Here is a 22,059-nt window from a genome sequence, read left to right as displayed (position 1 = left end):
TGACAAAGCAAAAAACCGGGCTTGCGCCCGGAAATTCACAGCATAAAGCAGCATAGCGTGCCGGATTTACCTGCCGATGACCTATGACCCGAGTTATCTTGGGCTTCTGGTTAGATGACTCCACCGTTTGTTCTAGTCCACAACAGTCAAACCAAGCACGCCGATGATGATATCGTTCGCTACAGCCCGTATTCTCACCCGGTCAATGTCTTTCGGCTTCACGGCGATATCCTTCACCTGCGCGTAAAGCGATCGGGCATAGATTTGGTTCAGCTCATGCCAATCCGGGCCTTCCGGTTCGGCATAGCTGTCATTCCAATGCTCCGAGTCACGAATATCGCCGATGCATAAACGGCACAGCGGAACGGGCCCATAGACAGCTCGGTCACAATCCCGCTCCGTCTCCGGTCCTTTCTCCATGGACCTGAAGTCTCGCGGAGCCACCAACGGATGGATCTCAGCTTCACCGTCATGGTAAATAACTTCAATATCCGCGTTGACAACGCCGCACTGCATTTGGTTCGTGTAACCGGTCAGCAGCAAATAGATCCGCCGGCCGCTGCAGCCGACCGGAAGTTCAAGCGAGTCCGGAAACGCGTCCCAACGGGAAGCAAAGGCACCGTTAGGAAGCTGCGGATCCCGCTGCTGCAAAAAAGATACCCCCGCTTCCGTCACCACAAGTCCGTTTGCGTTGACCTGGCGGCTCAGCAGAAGGTCGTTGATGAGTTCCATGCCGATCGATCGGGTTACGCACCAATTGGAAGGAATTAAATGGATCGGGACCTGCAGCGAGCAAAAGGGGCTTCTCGGCGACAAATACTCTATACGGAACAAATCGCCAGCCCTTGCGTTAAAAGCCTGTTCGATCGGAATATGGTGCAGCTTCACACCAGCTGCAAGCTTTAGGGTCCAATCCGTGTACGAAGCTTCCGCCTCCATTTGTTCTCCGTCCGGCAGGGATAACTTCAACGGAAAGCGGTTGGTCCCCGGCAGCGCCTTTGCCCCCTTCATCCGAAATGTCAGCGGACCGGTGCTCTCCCCTCGCCGCAGCCCGATCGGGTAGGAAACCGACCCGTAGGATGCTTCGAATTGCAAATATTCCTGCGTATGATTGGTGAATCGTACGCGGAACTCTTCATCTTCCGGGCTCCAGTCGACACACCTTGTCTCGATAGGCGGCCGAACGTCGATATGGAACGGCTGCCAAGAAGGTAATCCGTTCTGCAGAACGCGAACGAAAGCCGTATGTCTCCCCAAGGCATCCTGACGGACTTCGCCTTCGATCGCATCCTCCCCAGAGCCAATCGATGGATCCCGAAACATGCCTTGCGGATCGTAAATCTCCTTGGCCAGCATCCCTTCCGGAAGCTGTACCCTCCACTTCCGGCCGGCGGCAGCGGTAAGTTCAGGAGGCAGCGCTGCGCGTTCGGTGCCTTCGTAGCGAACGATAACGCATACCTCCTTTCCTGCCGGCAGCTCGATTCCGTCCACGATAAGATAAGGATGTCCGATGCCTGCTTTTAGCTCGAATGCGGTTGGCGATCCGTTTGCCTCGGCAGACAGCACAGCGGAGCGAGCCCTTAGCTTCACCCGCAGCGAAGCGTTCACGGACGACCGGAATACGTACGTTTCGGTCTGGCCTTCCCGGCTATAGCTGTACCCGATTCGCTCTGAACGGAAGGATGCTCGTTCCCATCCCTCCGGAAAATTAGGCGAAATTTCGTACCGGCCATGCTGCAGCTTCGCTTGTATGCCGTACAACCCTTCGGTCACCGTTCTGGCAAACATGCTGGATGTATCAGTAAAGTCGACGCTTTTGCCCTCGTAGACGCACATGAAAGCTCCCGGTGACACATGGCGGGAGGTCGAGTCGTAAACAGCACCGAGCAATAGCTTATACCCCTCTTCCGCCTGCCCGATCCGAAAGTAGCTCAATGCCGCGTGCAGGACATCCGCATAATCGATGTCCCGGACGCTCCAAACGTAGGGCGCCCAATTGCTGTTCCATACGAGTTCTCCAACACCTTCGCTTGTTTCAATAGCTACGCGCTCGAGCACGTGCTTCGTATACTGCAGCGTTTGATAAATTTGAAAATCGTCCAAAATGCCGGATTCGATCGTATGCACGATCGTCGGCAGACTGGCCGAAGGATGGACCAAATTAGCGCCGTATCCGTCTTGCGATTCCGCGATGTGTCCTTCCCGGACGAGCCACAGCCTGCCGTGCACCGCTTCGCGAATTTGCTGCGCGCGCCGGCGGTAAGGCGCCGGATCTTCGCCCAACTGCCCGGCCAGCTCCGCAGCACCTAAATGGGCACGGTAATTATAAGCGGAAGCTAAGGCGCAGCCTGCTCCCGATGCGAATACGCCGTCGCTGGCCCAATAGTTGGCGTAGTTTTCGTACAAGCCGTCGCCGTCAGCATCAAAGCACAGCTGCTCCCAAGCCAAATGCCGTTTCAGCGCGGGGTACAGCTGTGCCGCAAACGTTCGGTCGCCCGTCCATTCCCACTCCATCAGCAGCTGGTCCATGAACACCTGCTGCATATCGTATTTGGCCGTCCCTTCCATGCCCTTCGTGTAAGGAATCATCCCTTCGCTGACGAAAACGCTGCGGCCGCTTTGTCTGGCCAGCCCGAATTCAGGATCGGGCTCCGGCCGCCCGGTGCCTCCGGGGCCGCCCTTGAGCTGCAACCCGATAAAGTGGCCAGCCTCCGCTCGTACACGGTCATGCCAGCCGAGCTGAATCGGACCATACATGCTGCGCCAGCCCGACAACCGGCTGTTCCAGGACCACGCTCCGTGGGCGAACACCGGCGACAGCCAGGACCCTTCCAGCGCGGCACAAGCGGTTCGGAGCGCCGCGTTCAGGAGTTCGCTCGGCGTATCGACTGTCGCGGTTGTCGCAACCTGTTCGTAACAGGCGGAAGCTTCCTGGTACAGCTGCTCTGCTGCGGAAACCTCGAGTGGAACGATCTCTGCGTCGCCGTAGCGAAGCACAATGTAATGTGGTTTGTTCCAATCCGTATCGCCACTGCTTTGAAAGACGAGCAGCGGCCTCTTCGCAGACGAATCCATATCCGGTAACGGATTCGCCGGCGAAGCACCGGATTCCCGCGGTCTCGTCCCGAACCCTTGTGGTGCCGATCCTGGATCCGATGCATGAAACGCTCCGCCTTGAAACCACACCCGAGTTTCCATGGCGTCATCCACATTAAACGTGCCGGGCATTGTCGTTTGTCCCGTGATCCGGCCTCCCTTCATCCAACCGGCGGACAGCTCGAAGCCGTCACCGTGTGCTTGGATCTTGTTCCCTTCGCAATCGACCGGTTTCAGCTCCGTCACTTCCTGAGGCGTGTAGCCGGGGTCCAGCGTCCTGGCGTGGGTCTGCCCGGACGCCCCGCCATATGCCGCCGTAACCGTTAATCCGTTCAGGCCACCGGGGGCGTCGAGTTTTACCACCATGCCCGCTTCGGCCGCAAGTGGCATCACCTCAAGGCGCAGCATTCCCCGCGGTCCAAGGATCGGGTCTGTCATCTCGTAGACCATACGTGCCCCGTCATACCTGGCTTCGATCCTCCCGCATTGACGCAGCGGCTTTATTGACCGCCCGTCCCCGAGCCCAAGCAGCAGCCGGCCGCCGTCGCCGGGCAGGAACATCATCCACTCGGGAAGGTCGCCTGCAAAGACGCGGAACCGTTTGCCGATATGCGGCAAGTAGGCACCGTACAACGCACGATTGTATACCTGAGGCCCGTTTACAACCTGGAAAGCCCCGTCCATCGCTTGATATGGCGAAGGGGTTCGGCCGGACAGATACGTTCTATTCGGCATGGGCGGCCGCTCCCTTCGCGGGCTCTTGCAAGCTGGAGAGATACGTCCGGTGCCTCTTCGTTTCAATGCCAGCCAGCAGTGCGATTCCGACGCCATACGTATCGTTGATCAGCCAGGACAGCCGCTCCTCATTTGTCCATTCCCTCCTCGGCACCTGTGCCTCGGTTGTCCATCCCCCTTGAGCGATCGCATTTCTTTCATCAACGTAGCCCATGGCAAACCTCCTTATCTGAATATGACCAGGTCGTCAATATGAACCGCCTGTCCCGTCCGGATCGAGCGGTTGGCGGCAATTCCCGTCAAAATCGACTTTGCGCCGTCGATGTGGTTGGCAGCACGCTGAAAACGATCTTCCGCCGGGTCTCCGAAAATATCGCGAAGCAATGCCGGATCGCCTCCACCATGACCACCCGCGGCCAGCTCCACCTCAACGTCGTACGGCTGGCCGAACATCGGGATAACGCGGATCGATCTCGTTTTCACGGCACCTTCCTGCGCTTTGTCACCTCCCGCATTCACGTAGGACTGTTCGCCAACGGCCATTTCGATACGACCTTTCGTGCCGTTAAATGCGATTCGGTAGCCTTCCCAAGGCATGTACGCATTTAGCGAGTATGTGAGTATGGCATTGTTTTTGTAGCGAACGAGAACGCCCATCGTGTCTTCAATGCTGATCCCGTCGCTAAATACGCTCCGGTCACGGATATAGCCGTCCTCTTGCTCGGCATCCAAATACAGCGCCTTCAAGCTTTCGCTTTCATCCATATGAAGCGCGAACGGATCCTCCTTCGCGTTCGGATGTCCAGTCGAGCGGTCATAGAATGATGTGACGCCTCGCTTCTCTGCGTTTTCCTTCCCATAGAACAGCAAATCGCCGAACGCGAATACCGTCTCCGGCTCGGAGCCGATCCAGAAATTGACCAGATCAAAATGATGCGTCGATTTATGCACGAGCAGCCCGCCGCTGTTGCGTTTGTCCCGGTGCCAGCGCCGGAAATAATCCGCCCCGTGCTTCGTGTTCAGCAGCCATTCGAAGTGGACCGAAGTGACCTGCCCGATCGTGCCGTCCGCAATCAGCTCCCTTGCTTTGGTATGATGCGGAGCATATCTGTAATTGAAGGCGACCCGCACGTTACGCCCGGTCCTTTGCACGCAGTCCAGAATTTGCTGGCATTTGTTCTCGTCGACCGTCATCGGTTTTTCCGTAATGACATCACAGCCCAGTTCCATCGCCCGGATGATGTATTGGTGGTGCGTCCGGTCGACCGTCGTGACGATGACGGTATCCGGCTTATGCTCGGCGATCATACGGTCGAAATCACTCGCCGGATAGGTTGGAACCGGATGGCTTCCGTATTTTTCATTAAGCAGCTTGTTGGCGTAATCCATACGCGTCCGATTCGTATCGCAGAAAGCAAGCAGCTCCGCTGATTCCTTATATTCCGTGACCAATGCAGAATAAAAAAATTGGGATCGTCCTCCTGTGCCAACCAGCACGTACGTTTTTTTCTTAGGCATCGTCGTCATCGTCCTTTCCTATTCGATTGGCTGCTGTTCCAGCAGCTCGGTTTCGATGGCAGCCATCAGAAACGCTGCCGTTCCTTTCGGATCGTCCTGCCTCGTTGGTTCGCCTATGTAATAGTCATATGATCCGTCCCGATATGGACGCCCGCCAAGTCCCGCTACCTTGCAAATGCCGTTAAGGTGAATTTCCCCGTCCGCTTCCGTAACGCAGTGGGTGATTAATCCTTCGAATCCCCGCTGTGCCGCTTGCGCTGCTTCATCCTGCAAATAGCCGAGACGGCTGCCCTTAGCGAGCGCGTATACAAACATGGCTGAAGCGGATGTCTCCAAGTAATTGCCCTCACGGCCTCTTTGATCCAAAATTTGATACCACAATCCGGACGATTCGTCCTGCACACGAATGACCGCTTCCGATAGACGATGAAACAGACCGACAAGCAAGCCCCGCTTTGGATGGTCCAGCGGCAGGTCATCCAGCACGTCGGCAGCGGCCATCATAAACCATCCCACGGCCCGTCCCCAGAAGTGGGGTGAACAGCCAGTATCCGGGTCCGCCCAACGCTGTTCTTTGCTTTCGTCCCAAGCATGGTACAGCAGCCCTGTTACTGGATCCCGCGCCCTTCTTTCCATCAGCTCAACTTCCTTTGCCGCTTCGTCGTACCAGGAGGTCTCGCCGCCTAAGGACGCATAGGACGTCATAAATGGTGCCGTCATGTAGACGCCGTCCAGCCACATCTGGAACGGATATATTTTTTTATGCCACAGTCCCCCGTCGCTTGTTCGCGGATGACCTTTCAGCTGCAATGCCAGCCATTCGATCGCCGACCGGTATTTCCCATCGCCCGTCTCACGAAGCAGCGCGAACAGCGGCTTGCCGGAATTGATTTGATCGACGTTATAGTCGTTCAAGCGGTAGCCGCGAATGGAGCCATCCTCCTGAACATACAAATCGACGTTTGTTTTCACATAGTTGAAATAACGGATGTCACTGGTTTTGTGCCACATTTTTTCCAACGCGGTGAGCAGGCAGCCGATTTCATAATTCCAGGACAGGCGCGAATAAAAAGGCAAGTCAGTAACCAGCGGGTAGCGCGCAATGAAAGAACGCGCCCATTTATCCGACCAGCGCTCCATGAACATCTCCCCTTTCTGTGCTTCATCCTAGACGCCGCCATACCTTGACGGCAACCGTTCGAATCACCATCAAATAGTCCATTCCCATACCATGCGGCCGTCTGAAGGATCGGTTTATTTCCCGCAGAATCGGTTGATCCACATGGGATGCTGTCACCGCTAACCGAAAAGCCGTTGGTCGGGTATATGTCCTGTAAAATAATAAAGGCCGGGCACTGTATGCCCGACCTTCGTTTTATTACGAATTACAATCATGCATTTTTGATAACCTCAAGCGCCTTCTCCAGCGTTCTGTCCCTTCGTTGATACAGATCTTCTCTCCTCACCGGAACTTCGATATCAGGTACGATGCCAACATTCTCAAATGGGTCCCCGTTTGGAAAATAGGAGCGGACGGCTCCGACCAGCACAACGATATTGCCATCATCGAAATGCTGAACGAGCGGCTGACCGGTTGAACCGTAAGTCCTCTCTCCGATGATGATTGCTCTTCCGTTGTCAATAAATTGCATGGTAAAGTCTTCGGCTGCAGAACCGGTGAATCGATCCACCAAGATGATGACATTTCCTTGGTAGGAGGTTTCGGCCGAAGGTTGCGTATAGTCCGGATCAAATATGGAAAACCGATAATCCGTTGTAAAGGAGATTTCGGCATTCGGATGCCGACGGCATAAAAACTCGGGATGCCGCGCCATCTCTTTCCACCACCGATACGGACGGTTCATAAGCTTATGCGTTAACCTTCCCGGCGTGCTCCCGCCGCCGTTTCCTCTCACATCGATGATGATCGATGAGGCGTGTTGATATTCCCCGATCAGCTCGAGAGCCTTCTCTTCAAACCTCGAATGGTTAAAGCTTGGAATATGTATATATGCCGTTTTGTCTTGCTGCAGCCATTTTCCTGAAGTATCGCCATTGTTGTGACTGTTATAATCTATAGGCTGACGGGATAACGTAACCGTTCGAGTATTGCCCTGCTCATTCAACAATTCGATATCTGCCTTCTCCTTCATGTAATAATGCGAAAAATACACAGATAGACGGCCAGCCATCATACGCCAATCCGCAATCCTGGCCCATTGATTCATCTCGTTCAGCCACTCGTTCATCGATTTACCGGCAATGGATACCACCTTATCCCCGGGGCGGGTAAGACCGGTGTCGTCTTCCTTTACAAGCCAAGAGCCATCCGACTCCAGCAGTGATAATGGAAATACCCCGCCATGCGGGAACGGCGCCGCCCTGTCGATATAATTCGAATGAGCGTTACGAAGCTGTCCAAAATACGCCCACATCACCTTTTGAAAATCAGCCCGGTTCTCGGCCGCTGCGGCTTTGTCGAAAAACTCTTTTGCCGCTTCCCCCAATTCATCAGGTGTGATGGTTGCACTCTCCCAGTGCGCAAATGCTTTTTCGGTCATCCGGATCGTTTCCGATAAAATCAACAGCCGCTCTTTTAAAGATAATTCATGCATCCAACCATTCACTCTCCCTTCGTTTCAATCCGGCTGCGCATCAGCAAATAAAACTGCTTAGCGAGAAAGGCCGGTGTGTACGGCATGTCATTCCGCAGCCAGGCCACAATCGTACCAATGAGGGCTGCTGATCCGTGCCAGATGGCGATGTCCTTGGGTATGCCTGCTTTGTAACAAAAAGACTCGGTCCCCATCTCTTCGATTCTTGCCGAAATTAACTCGGTCAGCATATTTAACAACCTTTCACTGAATATGGGCGCCTTCCGCGATCCCAAGATCACCTTGTAGAACTTGTGATGCTCTGCAATATGCTCCAAAAGCCGCAGCATCATGGACCAATCCTCTTCCTCGGTTGCCGGTTTTTCCGGCTCAATGCCCACGGCCTGCTTGAAATCTTCGATCATATCATCGGCCATTTTTTCCAGCATGTCGGGAATATCGCGGTAATGCAAATAGAAAGTGACACGGTTAATGGTGGCTCGTTCGGCGATTCGGCTAATGGACATTTTCTCAATATCCATCTCCTGCAGCAGATCGATAAAAGCATCCTTGATGAGCTGCCTTGTACGAAGCACTCTGGGGTCGGTCGGCTGTTTGGAAACGTCGGGCATTTTTTTCCTTCCTTTCTCCTGGCCTGCGTAATAGACAATTTAATACCAATGTGCAGTAAATCTTATCACTAATCAACATTAAAACGATGAAACGAAAACTAATTTACATTTTTTGTGAAAACGTTGTTTGTAAGCTTCCACTCTTCTGTCTATAATCTCATTTATACAATGTTAATTATCCAACACATTGTAAATTAAGTCTAGAGAGAAAAGAAAGGAGTAGATTGAGTCATCCTATGGACACAACCAGCAGTTCCGTCAAGAAGGGCCCGATTCTAATCATTATGATACTGGGCGCCTTTCTCGCAACACTGAATCAGACAGTCATGAGTGTGGCCACCCCGGAATTGATGATTGATTTCAACATTTCGGCCACCACAGCTCAATGGCTGACCACCGGCTATATGCTGGTCAACGGAATCCTGATTCCGATTACGGCTTATTTTATGCAGAGGTTCTCCACCCGCCAGCTGTTCCAAGCTTCGATGATGATCTTCCTCGTCGGAACCATTGTTTCCGCCCTCGCGGTCAACTTCCCGGTTCTGCTCACGGGACGCATGATTCAAGCTGCTGGCGCCGGTATCATCATGCCGCTATTAACCAACGTGATTTTGGTATTGTTCCCTCCGGAAAAGAGGGGCGCGGCCATGGGGATGATGGGACTCGCCATCATTTTCGCTCCAGCGATCGGCCCGACGCTGGCCGGCTACATCCTGGAAAATTTCAAATGGCAAACGATGTTCTATGGCATGATCCCGCTTGCCGTTATCGTCATTATCTGCGGCTTTATTTATTTGAAAAACGTGTCGGAGACAGTCCGCTCCAAGATGGACATCATCAGCGTCGTTCTGTCCACAGTCGCATTCGGCACGCTGCTGTACGGTTTTAGCCAGGCAGGGAGCCAAGGATGGTCCAGCGCCGAGGTGCTGGTGTCCATTGCCGTCGGCGTGATTGCCCTGGTGCTGTTTGTTTGGAGACAGCTGGTTTCCAAGAAACCCTTGCTGGATCTAAGGGCTTTCAAGTATAACATGTTCTCCCTGACTACGGCGATCAACATCATGGTCACGATGGTCATGTATGCGGATATGATGCTGCTTCCGTTATACCTGCAAAATGCACGCGGCTATTCCGCCTTGGAATCCGGATTGCTGATGCTCCCGGGGGCGCTTGTGATGGGACTGCTGATGCCCGTCACCGGCCGCCTGTTTGACCGCTTCGGCGCCAAATGGCTTGCCGTTGCCGGATTGATCATTACGATCGCAACAACCGCCGGATTCATCAACTTGACGGATCATACCACCTATGCGTATCTGCTGTTCATGTCGACAGGACGCCGGATCGGTATGGCCCTGCTAATGATGCCAATCCAGACCGCAGGTCTCAACCAACTGCCTGCCCGATTAAACGCTCATGGAACTGCCATATCCAACACCGTGCGTCAAGTAGCCGGTGCGGTCGGTACGTCCCTGTTGGTAACGGTCATGTCCGACCGGACGAAAACGCATCTGACGGACATGATGGCGTCCGGCGGCGCAGCGGCGAATCAGAAGCAAATGGTTCTGGAAGCGACCATCCAAGGAATTAACGACGCCTATGTTGTCATTATCGGTATCGGTATTGTTGGCCTGCTGCTCTCGTTCTTTATCAAGCGCACGTCCCGGAATATTGAGCATGCATCCGAAGCTGCAATTCAAAAAGGCGTCGTGAGCGAGGCCTAAGGGTTCGCCCATGGTCTTGATCCAACCGTTATAACCGGAAAGCGGACCTTTAGGCGTGGGTCATTCGGTCGTGGTTCCTCTGACGAATATATGTTAAATTAACATATGTTAATTTAATCGTAATCCATAATAATTCAAACCGGGAGGGAGTATTATGCAGAAGGAAATTATCTCCTTAGCTAAAATCACCTAATTTCGATCCGCCGTGGAAGAATTCAGCCCTTTTGAATGGTACAGGCACCACTTGGAACATGATCCGATCAGCTATAATGAGGAAACGAATTCCTGGAATGTCTTCCGGTATGAAGATGTAAAAAGAGTATTGAGCGATTACGAGTACTTCTCCAGCGTGAGGGCACGGACGACGATCAGTGTCGGCGCCGATAATGAAGCCGGCCAGCATAATTCGGGACGGGTCGATCTCAGTTCGGATCCTCCGGAACACCGCAAAAGCCGCAGCCTGCTGTCGGCGGCGTTCACGCCAAGAAGCTTGAAGCTGTGGGAGCCGCGCATCCATGAGGTGGTCAGCCAGTTGATCAAAGACATGGGCGACGAGCCGGTTATCGATATCGTCAAGAGCTTCTCAAGCGCGCTGCCCACCATCGTGATCGCCGACCTGCTCGGCGTTCCGTCCGAAGACCGCTTCTTGTTTAAGGAATGGGTCGATCATCTGTTCCTCCCTCTTCCGGCCGACAATGTCGAAGACGTTCAGGAGCTGAAGCGGCAGGCGGCCACGAATTACTACAACTATCTCTATCCGCATGTCATCGCCAAAAGAAGCCAGCTCACCGATGATATTATTTCTGATCTGATTCAGGCCGAGGTCGATGGCGAACGTTTGACCGATGACGAAATCGTCCGGATGACCATGTTCATTCTCGGGGCCGGCATTGAGACGACAAGCCATCTGCTGTCCAGCACGTTCTATTCCTTCCTGTATGATAACGACCAGATCTACGGTGAGGTCCAGGCTAACCGTGAGCTTCTTCCAAATACGGTGGAAGAAATGCTTCGCTACCGGTTCCACATGGCGAAGATGGACCGTACGGTGAAGCAGGATAATAACGTGCTCGGCGTGGAGCTTAAAAAAGGAGACGTCGTCGTCGCTTGGATGAGTGCTGCGAATATGGACAAAGAGGTTTTTGAGGACCCGTTTACGCTGAACATCCACCGTTCCAACAATAAACGGCATCTGACCTTCGGCAACGGTCCGCATTTCTGCCTGGGAGCACCGCTGGCCCGGCTAGAAGCCAACATCGGCCTGGGGCTGTTCATGGACCAATTTGAGCGGATTGAGCCCGTTCCAGGATTCAAGCTGGAAGATCACTTAACCCCATCCGCTGCCGGACAGACGCTGATCTCTTTACCGGTACGCGTGATACGCCGGTAGTAAGCATTTCATCGAAAGGGTGAGACCCAATGCCTTATGTGATTACTTCGGGATGTATTGATGAAAAAGCGGCAGAATGCGTGGACGTTTGTCCGGTAGACTGCATCGAGGAAGGCCCGGACCAGTTTTTCATCGAGGCGGATATTTGTATTGAGTGCGGTGCTTGTGAGGTAGCTTGTCCGGTCGGAGCCGTTTTTTACGATACGGATGTGCCGGACGAAGAAAAACATATGATCCAAAAAGCAGAGGATTTTTATAAATCGAAATGATGCGATCATGAGAACAGCCTGCCGATCCAGAAATCGGCAGGCTGCTGCTGTTACGGAGAGTACACAGAGATCGGGATACCTTCCTGTTACGGCTTACGGCGAAACTTTAAAGTTATCGAAATGCGTATGCTTATTGGCCGTTCTGACGCCTGCTTTGCCATGCGTGAACGGGTTCAGACTGTTGTCCGTATAATCGATCTTCGGTTGGTTCATATCATCCACGTAAACTTTCATATTTGCCCCTTTCGCCACCACTTTCATATGGTACCAGGTGTTTGTCGCATAAGTCTGCGGCGCACTTTTGATGAATGTCCAACTGTAACTCATCTTGCCGAGGTTAACCCCGCTTGTCGTCAAATAGGCATAGTACCCCTGGAAGGCGTCATAGTTGTTTTGCCCCCGCTCCGTGCCATGGGAAGGGTTGGACACCCGGAAGAGCAATCCACCGTCGCCGCCAGCGTCGATCATTTTGACGTCGGCTTCGACCGTGTAATCCGCCCAATTTGCGTCACCGATCGTGGACTTGGCAGGTCCAGAGCTTCCCGCGCTGTACTCGCCGTTCTCTACGGCCCATGTCCCTTCAAATCGCGTCCATCCGTTGTCATTCCCATCGTTAAAGTCATCGCTAAGCGCTGTGACTTGTGCGCTCTTATGGAACGTCATCCGCGAGAAATCGGCCTCGCCTTTAACGAATTCGACTCGAAGCTCCCGCTGCCCGGCATTCAGATAGACTCCCTTCTTCGTTACGGTCTGCCATTTATCCCAGTCCCCTGTGTTCGGCACGTCGATGATTCCCGTTACGTCCGTCGATCCGTCCCACAGGCGGATTTGCACACCGTTCATCGTCGTGGCCATTCGGAAGTCGATATCGTAATAACCGCTTGATTCCACGTTGACTTTGTATTTATACCATTCTCCCGTTTGATTCCAGCCTAGGTTAAACAGCCCCTCGCTGTTGAGACGAATATCGCCAGCGTCCGTGCGGTACGCGCCGCCGATATTATTCGCGGTCGTGTCATGATAGGCGACACCCTCGCCTCCCTTCATGTAATGCATCGCTTCGATTGTCCCTGGAACCGGTTTGTAAGCATCCCATGCGCTGCTTCCGTTGACATCGTTACTGACAGCGACATAGCCGAAATCCGCATGCGTATCTTCCGTCAGGACACCGATTTTACCTCCGCCCAAATTGGCCGTCCGCGTTCCTTTCAGCATGCCGTCCACATAATACTTAAACGTCGTGCCGGACTTCTCGATACGAATGCTGTGCCATTTCGTGTAATCAAAACCTGCAGGCAGGTCGAACGTTTGCCACGCTTGATCCACACCGTTGATCCGGAAGGACGTCGCAAGACGGTTATTCTTCGAGCTTAGCAGTGCTACGCCATAATTGTTCTCGTCCGTGTACGAGAAGGTGGCACCGTATCTTGGGCTGGCGGAAGTGCCCCGCTTCATTTCTTTCGTATTGAATTCGGCCGTATAATCGGAAGAGCTGGTTGCCGACGAAATCTGTTTGTACCAGGTCGTATCCCCGATCGAGTCCTGCCACATCAGCTCCTGATTGTAGATGCCCCAATGGCCGCCGTTGACATTGGTCCACCCGCTGCCGATCGATGTCCGGTCGAAGTAATCGTAGAATGTGGGCATCGCCGGATCCTGCTGCGGGGTTGTTGTCGGTCCCTGAACGATCAGCTTGTCGTTGTTCCAAACGATGCGGTCCATATTGAGATGACGGAGCGGACCAACCACGCCTGGCCCTTCCAAGTTGTGATAGACGATGTAGTGGGTATCGAGGTTAGGGCCGACCACCACGGTGTTGTGACCAAGTCCCACGGTCGGGCCTTCCGTGCTGATTAACGCCGGATTCAGGCTGTCGGCAGCGTAACCGGACCGCGGACCTGTCGTACTCACCGCATAATCTACCCGGTATCCTTTGCTGAACACGTGATTCCCGGTATAAGTCATATAGTATTTGCCGTTCCGCTTGAACACGGTCGCCCCTTCGGTCCAGCCTCCCATGCCGACACCTGTAGACGAGCTCGCCCCGATCGAGGTCGGGCTGCTCATCGGCGCTGCATCGATGCGTCCCTGCCCTGCGTGATAGAAGCTGAACGATCCGTCGTCGTCGATAAAGACGTGGCCGTCGATCGTTTTACCGAGATTGCCGGTAACGACGTTGAACGGACCGGTAGGACTCGTGCTGCTGAGGACGTAATGTCCTTGGCCTGCCGGCGACGTATACATATAGAACATGCCGTTCCAATAGACGACCTCAGGCGCATAAGCTCCATGCGTAATCGGGTCCGTTGCGGCCAAACCCCGATAGGACCAGTTCACCAAGTCCTTGGAGCTCCATACTTTAACGCCGTCATCCGTATCTCGCGTACTCACATACAAATAGTAATATCCGTTAAATTTCAAAACGTAAGGGTCTCCGAGTCCATACTGCCCCCATTCGTCAGGAAGTGCTCTCGGGTTTTGATAAGCAGAGGTTTCGGTGGGCACCGTGGTGATCAGGGAAAATGTAACCGCTACCATGATTAGCCATCGCAAAGATTTCACTATGATATTACCTCCCTAATTTGTACGATAGATTACGTTTTTCGTAATGGATCTGATCAAGGGAAGAGCCAAAAGAAATATGATTCTTTTGGCTCTTGGAGTAACGGCGTTCGGTTATGCCATATTGATCTGTTTAATTTTCTCGAGCGGAAATTTTGGCTTTCGGTCTTCGTTCAGAATCCCGTTCATCTCCTGCTGTACATCAGTCAGCTGCGTATAGCAGTAGCCAACGATGGAATCGACGCTCTTGATTGCCATGGTCAATCCCTCGAACCGGCTCAGAAACTCCTCTTCAGTTGCGACTTGACGTCCGTAACCCCAGCCTTTGTCCGACCGGAACGCAATGCCGCCGTACTCGGTGATCATTATAGGCTGGCCCCGGTATTCATACCCTTCGGCAAAAGCGAATTTCCATTGGTTACAGGTCGTTTCGCATGTTAAGACAGCCTCCAGGTTCGAGTACCGTTTCATGAACCCGTCTCCAATTTCGACATAATCATGCAGCGTCAAAATATCGGATACGGTGTGCTCCCAGCCATCGTTGGTAATAACCGGCCGGTAAGGATCAATCGCTTTGGTCAAATGATAAATGCCCTCGGTAAATTTCTGCTGTCTTGAATCTCGAAGGATCGATGAAATCCCCCACGATTCATTAAAGGGAACCCACGTGATAATGCTCGGATGGTTGTACTGCTGCCGGACGATCTCCAGCCATTCCTTCGTAAACGCCTCGACCGCCAGATCGTGGAATTCGAAGGTCGCAGCCATTTCAGACCATACCAGCAGACCTTTTACGTCGCACCAATAGAGGAAGCGGGCGTCTTCGATTTTCATATGCTTGCGAACACCGTTATAGCCCATCGCTATCATGCTGTCGATATCTTCGATAAGGGCTTCCTCGCTCGGCGGTGTCAAATGGCTGTCCGTCCAGTACCCCTGATCCAGGATCAGCCTTTGATAGATCGGCACGTTATTCAGCAGCACCCGGCCATTTTCGATCGAGATTTTTCTCATTCCAAAATAGGAAAAGACGCGGTCCACCACTTGGCCGTCCATAGTCAGGACAAACTCAACATCGTACAGATTCGGGTGCTGCGGCGACCAAAGGCATTTTTTCCACGGCCCGTTCGCCTCATGAATCAGATCCACTTCCACCGTCAGGCAGGGGCGGTCAATCACTAAGCTCACCCGCTTCACGGGCTTGCCCTTCAATGTAACGATCGCCTCCAGCCTCAAATCGCCTGAAGTTTCCACCCCCTCCACTTGGTAATCGAAACGGACGATCGACCGGTCGACATCCGGTGTGATTTTGACGGTTTCCAGCCGCTGCTCTTCTACATATTCCAGCCATACCGTCTGCCAAATGCCCGTCGTCTGGACATAAAAGCATTCGAAGTTGTCCTTCGTCCAGCGCTGTTTGCCGCGCGGTTGGGTGCAGCTGTCGCTGTCTTCTGCTTTCACCGTAATTTGGTTATCGGCGCCAAAGACCAGGTATGGCGTGATATCAAAGGAAAAAGCGGCATACCCGCCCTGGTGGCTGCCGGCCATCTGGCCGTTGATCCACACTTTGGCAACGTGATCGACGGCTTGAAAATGCAGGATGACCCGTTTTCCCCCGGCTTCTTTCGGGATATGTACCTTTTTGTTGTACCAGACGTAAGGGTGGAACTCTTCGATCCCGATTCCGCTCAGCCGGGTTTCGTACGTAAAAGGAACGTTGATCTTATGCGTTTCAACGAACGTCTCCTGCCAGCGTTCCTGTTCTCCCGCGTTATGGTCGTCGAATCGGAAATCCCACACTCCGTTCAGGCTCATCCAGTCGCCTCTGACGAACTGCGGCCTTGGATAATCCTTGATATAGCCTCTGGTTGTCATTTTGCCACTCCTGACCTTTGTTCTTTCTTGATTTCAATTGCATACACCGATGTTTTCCGCAAAGGATAACCGTCCTGCCAGGCGGAAACCGGAACGACACGGGGCACGCATTTGATGCAGTCCGGTTCGAAAACGGAGTTAATGTCTTCGAAAGAGTCGCCTGTGATCTCATGTAAAATAGTGTCACCGAATGGTTCGAATGAGAGCAGGTCAAGCTTTGCCTTTACTTCATGCAGGCTGCGGTTCACGATCAACAAAGTGATGACGCTGCCGTCCTCGTTAATACCTGCGGTCACGTCCAAGTCAGGCACCGCATCTAGCCCAATGCGCGTCTGCTTCGGCGATTGCACGGCAAAGGTGCCGCACTCCGCATCCACCGGCAGGATCCGCTGGATGTCCCGGTTGGCGTACAGCTTTAACACTTCATATGTCGGCGTTCCGTACACTGTAAGCGGCAGGCCGCTCCAGCCGGGCTTCTTGCCGCGGTATTGATCGGCGTAGTAATCGCCAACACGGATGCAGCCGCCAAGCCAACCGTTCACCAGATCGGAGAAGCTGCCAATGTGCACCATATCGCTCCTGCGGAGCATTTCGTTCAGGTTGGCGGCGTTGGCGACAGCGGCCCCCAGCGTATGCTCATCCGGCAGCCCTTTGCGGACCGTGTTCGGAAAGTACATGGTGTTGTACTCGGTGACGGCGAGCTTCACATGGCTGTGCTTCGGATTCGCGCGTATGAGTTCCTCCGCCTGCCGGATATCTTCACGGGTCCATTCCGGGAACGTAGCGATGGCTTTATATCGTTCCTCTGCCGGCGTATCGCGGTTCATCCCGAAGCGTCCGAAGCCGTGGTATAGATGCATCGTCAAGTAGTCGATCTGTTCGCCTGCAATATCGAGCACCGGCTTATTCCATTCCGGGTCGGTATGCCCGCAGCCCAAGATGACGATGGACGAGTCGACCGCCTTCATCGCGAGCGCGAACGCCTTGCAGCGCTCGGCGAAGTCATTGGCGGAGCAGGTTCCCACCTGCCAGTCGCCCCATACTTCGTTGCCGATTTCCCAATACCGTACGTTATACGGCTCGGGGTGACCGTTCGCCGCCCGCAGCGCTCCCATCGGCGTGTCGATGCTTCCGTTGCAGTATTCCACCCACCGTGCGGCTTCCTCGGCCGTACCGGACCCGTCGTTGACGGAGATCAGCGGCTCCACCTGCAGCTCTTGGCAAAATCGGATAAATTCGTCCGTCCCGAAATACTTGCTGGTCCATCCGCCCCAAGCTTCGTTGTACATCACTGGCCGCTCCAGCACCGGACCCACGCCATGTTCCCAGTGGTATGCGCTGATGTAATTCCCCGAGAGCCGCATCATGCCCGCATTCAGCGGCCGGGCCATATCGATCACCTCGCGTTTCACCAGGCCGATGTTGTCCTCAGGAAGCAGGGATACGTGATCGAGCCACAGCATGCCGGTGGAAACATGGTCGGTCCAGCGGGGATGATCTGCCGGAACATAGACACGGATCTCCGCGTCGGCACAGTTTCTAGAGACGGGCACGCTGGCTTCGTATTCCTGCCAATTGTGGCTTTTGAGCTCCATCTTCACACGCCCAAGAAGCTCCTCGGTCCGCCGGTCCACCGCGTCCAGTATGATATAACGGAGCTCAACGGATGCGCGGGCGACAATGCGGACCGTGTAAGTCATCGGTCCCTTTAGCGCAGCGTTCTGTGCGATGCCAGCGTAGGCCTCATCGTCGCTCATGATCCGGATGCGCTGAGCGCGGCCTGAATGTCTCAGTGCCGGCGCTTCCAGCGCATATTGCGTATTTCGTCCGTTCGTAAAGGGAATCCAGCTTCCCGATACGGCGCTCTCTCCGGTTTTCTCGCTTTCAAAATCCATATCTCTTAGGGGAAAAGCCAGCATCGCTTCCATATGGTCGCGAATATCTTCCACAAAATGCCCGAAGAGATAAGGGTTAACCGTATGTTCACCAGGCCGGCCGCAGTCGATTGTTATCGTCGCATTCGTTTGCACAATGTACCTCCATAAGTAAGAAGTTATTAAATGCCGCCCAATAAAGGCGTCTGCCCATGTCTATCCTTTAATGGAGCCAATCATGACGCCTTTGACAAAATGCCGCTGCACAAAAGGGTACATAATCAAAATCGGCAGGCTGGAAATAATGATGACCGCGTACTTGATACTTTCCGCAAGCAGCACCTTGCTCTCCAGTCCGACGTTGCCGTCAACGGCATCGGTCTGGCTGATCAACAGGATTTCCCTCAGGACAAGCTGCAGCGGATACCGACCCTCGTCGCGGATATAGATCAGGGCATTAAAAAATGAGTTCCAATGACCGACGGCATAAAACAGCACCATGACGGCCAAGATCGGCTTGGACAGGGGCAGGATGATGTTGATCAACAGCCGCCAGTTCGAGCATCCGTCGATGTGGGCGGCCTCCTGCAGTTCCCAAGGGATGCTGCTCTGAAAGTACGTTCTCATAACGATCAGATTGTACGTGGAGATCGCACCCGGAACGATCAAGGCCCACATCGTGTCCAGCATGCCCAGATTTTTGACGAGCAAATAAGTGGGGATCAGCCCTCCGCCAAAAAACATCGTAAGCGTGATGATGACCATCAGCACTTTCCGGCCGGGCAGGTCGGGTCTTGACAGCGGATAAGCCGCCAATATGGTCAGGATCATATTAACGATCGTGCCGACTACCGTATAAATGATCGTATTCATGTATCCCGTCCATATTTTTCCGTTATGAAAAATATTCGAGTACGCGTCCAAAGACACGCTTTTCGGCAGCAGCCATACTTCCCCGTTCAGCACTTTCGCCGGGTCGCTGAACGATGCGCTAACCACAAAAATGAGCGGATAAAGCACGATCAGAATGATGAGCGATGCGATCGTATACACGACCGCATCGAACACCCGCTCATCCCTGGGTCTGCTGATCATAGCAGCAGCTTGTTTAGACATGGCGCATGGTCCTCCTTTACCAAAGGCTCGTTTCCGACGTTTTGCGTGCAAACCGGTTCACCAATAGCAGCAGCACCAGGTTAATGACCGAGTTGAACAGCCCGATGGCCGCGGTGTAGCTGTACTCTCCTTTGAGAATACCGGTCGTGTACACAAACGTGGAAATGACATCGCTCGCCTCAAGGTTCAAATTGTTCTGCATTAGTAATATTTTCTCGAATCCGATGTCCATGAAATGGCCGATGTCCAGGATCAGCATGATCACGATGACGGGAACGATTCCCGGCAAGGAGATATGCCACACGCGCCGCAACCGGGAGGCACCGTCCATCTTCGCCGCTTCGTACAGCTGGGGATTAATCCCGCTGAGCGCCGCGATGTAAATGATCGATTGCCAGCCCATATTCTGCCATATGTTCGAGCCGATGAAAATCGTTTTAAACCAGCCGGCCTCTTCCAGAAATCGGATTGGCGAACCGCCGAATGCCTCGATCAACGAATTGATCGGCCCCGTCGTGGGCGAGAGGAATACGTTCAGGATGCCTACGATGACGACGACGGAAATAAAGTGCGGTATGAACGTAATATTTTGCAGCAGCTTGCTGAACGATTTGCTGCGAATTTCATTGACAATCAGCGCCAGCACGATGGAAATCGGAAATGCGATCAGCAGCGAGAACAGATTAATCGATAACGTGTTCCACAGCAGCCGCCCGAAATAATACGAATCGAAAAACCGTTCGAAATGATCGAAGCCGACCCAGCCGCTGCCTATAATTCCTTTGGCCGGGTTGAAATTTTTAAATGCAATTTGCAGACCGTACAGCGGCCCGTAATGAAAGATCAAATACCAGGCGATCGGCACCAGCAGCATGAGATACAGGTCGTACCGCTTGACCATCTGAATCCATATGCGTCTCCCCCGTCTTGCGGAAACCCGGGATGGAGCGGCCGTCGCCTGGACTTGCGCGCTCTTCATAACCATCTACTCCTTACCTCATGACGAAATATCATCAAATTCGATTACTTTTCCATCTTGTCATAGGCTGCTTGGTACAGCTCCTGAAGCTTGTCGATCTGCATCTTTTTCAGCGTGGATTGGAATTCATCCCATTTATCGAAGCTGAGCGCACCGGCAATGAATTTGGTGCTTTGCTCTTCGTAATACTTATCGATATCGTTCCGGAGGATGTTGACTTCCTGTGCCGTCTTCTCGTCGAACATCGGAGCCGCATAACGGACCTTCGGCATGTATGGATCCAGCTTCTTCTGAGCTTCCTGCACCTGAGGAGGATTGATATAAGAGGCTACCTTATCACTAATGAGGTGTGGCGCTCCTCCTCCTGCATAAGGTGTGATTTTTGGCTGGTTGTCGGTCTTCAGGAAGTCTTCTTTATAATATGGAATTCCGTCCTTCAGCTCATAGTGCTCGCCTTCTCGCCCGAACCGTAGCAGGGTCGATCCTTCGTCGCTGTAGAAATAGTCGATCCAGCGCATGGTGATTTCCGGATATTTATTGACGGACGAAATGGCGAAGGCACCAAAGTCACGCGGCACTGGCGCTGTCTGAGCCTGCAGCCGATCGCCGTTCGGACCTGCCGGAGGCGCAATCCCTACATATTGGTCGGCAATAGGCAGAAAGTTGTTGTTCGTCTGATCAAAGAAAAATCCGGCATTGCCCGAGCCCTGTTTGGCCAAATACTGTGCTTCCTTCTGCGAGAACAATTCCGGATCCAGAAGCTTCTCTTTGTACAGCTTGTTCAGGTACATGAGCAGCTCTTTGTTCTTCTCGCTGCCCATCCAGATGTTGACCTTGTCGTTCTCCAGATTGATGTTGTAGCCAAGCTGCTGGTCGAGACCAAACGATCCGCTCATCAGGTTGACGACAGCCAGACCCGCCCGGGCGGTCATCGGAATTTCGTCCTTCTTACCGTTGCCGTTTGGATCCTTATCGCGGAAGGCTACCAGCACATCGTACAATTCGTCCGTCGTTTCGGGCTCTTTCAGGCCCAGCTTCTTCAGCCACGCCTCATTGATCCACTTCTTATCCGTACGGGCGGCTGCAAGCGTCACGATTCCCGGGATCGCGTAAATGTGGCCTTCCGGTGTCGTGATCGCTGAGCGGATTTCCGGGTACTGTTCCATCAGTGATTTCAGGTTCGGCGCATATTTGTCGATCAGGTCTTCCAGCGGAATCAATTGGCCAACGGCACCATACTGCGTCGCTTCAAGCGGCGTAATGCCTGAGCGGTAAAAAGCGTCGGGCAGCTCATTGGACGCGAACAGCAGATTTTTTTTCTCCTGGAAGCCGTCTGTCGGCGCTTCGGTGAAGTTTACATGCACATTGCTCATTTTTTCATAATCCTGAAACACCGGCATGTCCTTGAAAGGACCATTCAGCGGGGCAATCCGGGTGAACATGTTCAGTGTGACGGGCTCTTTAGTTAGCGGAAACCCGGTCTCATTCACCGTTGCTTCGGACGGCTCCGCCGTCTTTGCATCGGATCCCGAACCGCTGTTGGAGCTGCAGCCCGAGAGCAGTAAAGCGGAAACGAGCGCTGTGCTCAGCGCATATTTACCCCAAAGTTTGTACATGATTCTATGACCTCCGTTTTTGTATATTTGGGAACAGTTGAAAGCGTTTCCCCTGGTGCATGTGAGTATTATAGTTCACCCGGCA

Annotated in this window: 15 protein-coding genes; 3 read left to right on the top strand and 12 right to left on the bottom strand. The window is 53.4% G+C overall.

From position 1 onward, the window contains the following. Positions 1–132: 132 nt before the first annotated feature. The 6 genes from ABID47_RS31480 to ABID47_RS31455 form a co-directional block, all read right to left on the bottom strand. A complete protein-coding gene (locus tag ABID47_RS31480) occupies positions 133–3,831 on the bottom strand; it encodes a DUF4450 domain-containing protein (RefSeq protein ID WP_354502924.1) in 3,699 nt (1,232 codons plus the stop codon). Beyond that, positions 3,821–4,045, bottom strand: a complete 225-nt coding sequence (locus ABID47_RS31475; protein ID WP_354502922.1) for a hypothetical protein — start codon at positions 4,043–4,045, stop codon at positions 3,821–3,823. Before ABID47_RS31475 ends, ABID47_RS31480 begins: the two co-directional genes overlap by 11 nt. Positions 4,046–4,056: 11 nt before the next feature. Continuing rightward, the gene (locus ABID47_RS31470; protein WP_354502920.1) at positions 4,057–5,349 is read right to left on the bottom strand and encodes a Gfo/Idh/MocA family protein; all 1,293 of its coding nucleotides are present in this window, start codon (positions 5,347–5,349) and stop codon (positions 4,057–4,059) included. 18 nt (positions 5,350–5,367) lie between these two features. Further along, the gene (locus ABID47_RS31465; RefSeq protein ID WP_354502918.1) at positions 5,368–6,489 is read right to left on the bottom strand and encodes a glycoside hydrolase family 88/105 protein; all 1,122 of its coding nucleotides are present in this window, start codon (positions 6,487–6,489) and stop codon (positions 5,368–5,370) included. A gap of 251 nt (positions 6,490–6,740) precedes the next feature. Next, the gene (locus ABID47_RS31460; RefSeq protein WP_354502917.1) at positions 6,741–7,964 is read right to left on the bottom strand and encodes a S41 family peptidase; all 1,224 of its coding nucleotides are present in this window, start codon (positions 7,962–7,964) and stop codon (positions 6,741–6,743) included. An 8-nt stretch (positions 7,965–7,972) separates the two neighbouring features. After that, positions 7,973–8,575, bottom strand: a complete 603-nt coding sequence (locus ABID47_RS31455; protein ID WP_354502915.1) for a TetR/AcrR family transcriptional regulator — start codon at positions 8,573–8,575, stop codon at positions 7,973–7,975. A 236-nt stretch (positions 8,576–8,811) separates the two neighbouring features. Here ABID47_RS31455 and ABID47_RS31450 point away from each other — a divergent pair, with 236 nt between their 5' ends. The 3 genes from ABID47_RS31450 to ABID47_RS31440 all read left to right on the top strand — a co-directional run bounded on the left by ABID47_RS31450 (position 8,812) and on the right by ABID47_RS31440 (position 11,952). Beyond that, positions 8,812–10,293, top strand: a complete 1,482-nt coding sequence (locus ABID47_RS31450) for a DHA2 family efflux MFS transporter permease subunit (protein ID WP_354503115.1) — start codon at positions 8,812–8,814, stop codon at positions 10,291–10,293. A gap of 205 nt (positions 10,294–10,498) precedes the next feature. Continuing rightward, entirely contained in the window at positions 10,499–11,683 is a 1,185-nt protein-coding gene (locus ABID47_RS31445) for a cytochrome P450 (protein ID WP_354502913.1), read from the top strand. Positions 11,684–11,712: 29 nt separating this feature from the next. Next, positions 11,713–11,952 (top strand): DUF362 domain-containing protein, encoded by a 240-nt coding sequence (locus tag ABID47_RS31440; RefSeq protein WP_116230504.1) that lies wholly within the window; start codon positions 11,713–11,715, stop codon positions 11,950–11,952. Between the two features lie 93 nt (positions 11,953–12,045). Here the strand turns inward: ABID47_RS31440 and ABID47_RS31435 are convergent, their stop codons facing one another. From ABID47_RS31435 to ABID47_RS31410, 6 genes are all read right to left on the bottom strand, one after another. Further along, a complete protein-coding gene (locus ABID47_RS31435) occupies positions 12,046–14,514 on the bottom strand; it encodes a family 43 glycosylhydrolase (protein WP_354502911.1) in 2,469 nt (822 codons plus the stop codon). 114 nt (positions 14,515–14,628) lie between these two features. Continuing rightward, positions 14,629–16,389 carry a glycoside hydrolase family 2 protein gene (locus ABID47_RS31430; RefSeq protein ID WP_354502909.1) on the bottom strand — a complete coding sequence of 587 codons (1,761 nt, stop codon included), beginning with the start codon at positions 16,387–16,389 and terminating at the stop codon, positions 14,629–14,631. Further along, the gene (locus tag ABID47_RS31425) at positions 16,386–18,419 is read right to left on the bottom strand and encodes an alpha-L-arabinofuranosidase C-terminal domain-containing protein (protein ID WP_354502907.1); all 2,034 of its coding nucleotides are present in this window, start codon (positions 18,417–18,419) and stop codon (positions 16,386–16,388) included. The genes ABID47_RS31430 and ABID47_RS31425 overlap by 4 nt, the downstream gene beginning before the upstream one ends. Before the next feature lie 60 nt (positions 18,420–18,479). Further along, positions 18,480–19,379 carry a carbohydrate ABC transporter permease gene (locus tag ABID47_RS31420; protein ID WP_251675720.1) on the bottom strand — a complete coding sequence of 300 codons (900 nt, stop codon included), beginning with the start codon at positions 19,377–19,379 and terminating at the stop codon, positions 18,480–18,482. Between the two features lie 16 nt (positions 19,380–19,395). Then, a complete protein-coding gene (locus tag ABID47_RS31415; RefSeq protein ID WP_089547274.1) occupies positions 19,396–20,358 on the bottom strand; it encodes an ABC transporter permease in 963 nt (320 codons plus the stop codon). A 44-nt stretch (positions 20,359–20,402) separates the two neighbouring features. After that, entirely contained in the window at positions 20,403–21,974 is a 1,572-nt protein-coding gene (locus tag ABID47_RS31410; protein ID WP_354502904.1) for an extracellular solute-binding protein, read from the bottom strand. Positions 21,975–22,059 lie beyond the last annotated feature (85 nt).

Source organism: Paenibacillus favisporus, assembly GCF_040545415.1.
In the GTDB taxonomy this organism is placed as follows: Bacteria; Bacillota; Bacilli; order Paenibacillales; family Paenibacillaceae; genus Paenibacillus_AQ; species Paenibacillus_AQ favisporus.
Note: the sequence above shows the minus strand (reverse complement) of the source record. Positions and strands in the feature narration are given on the sequence as shown.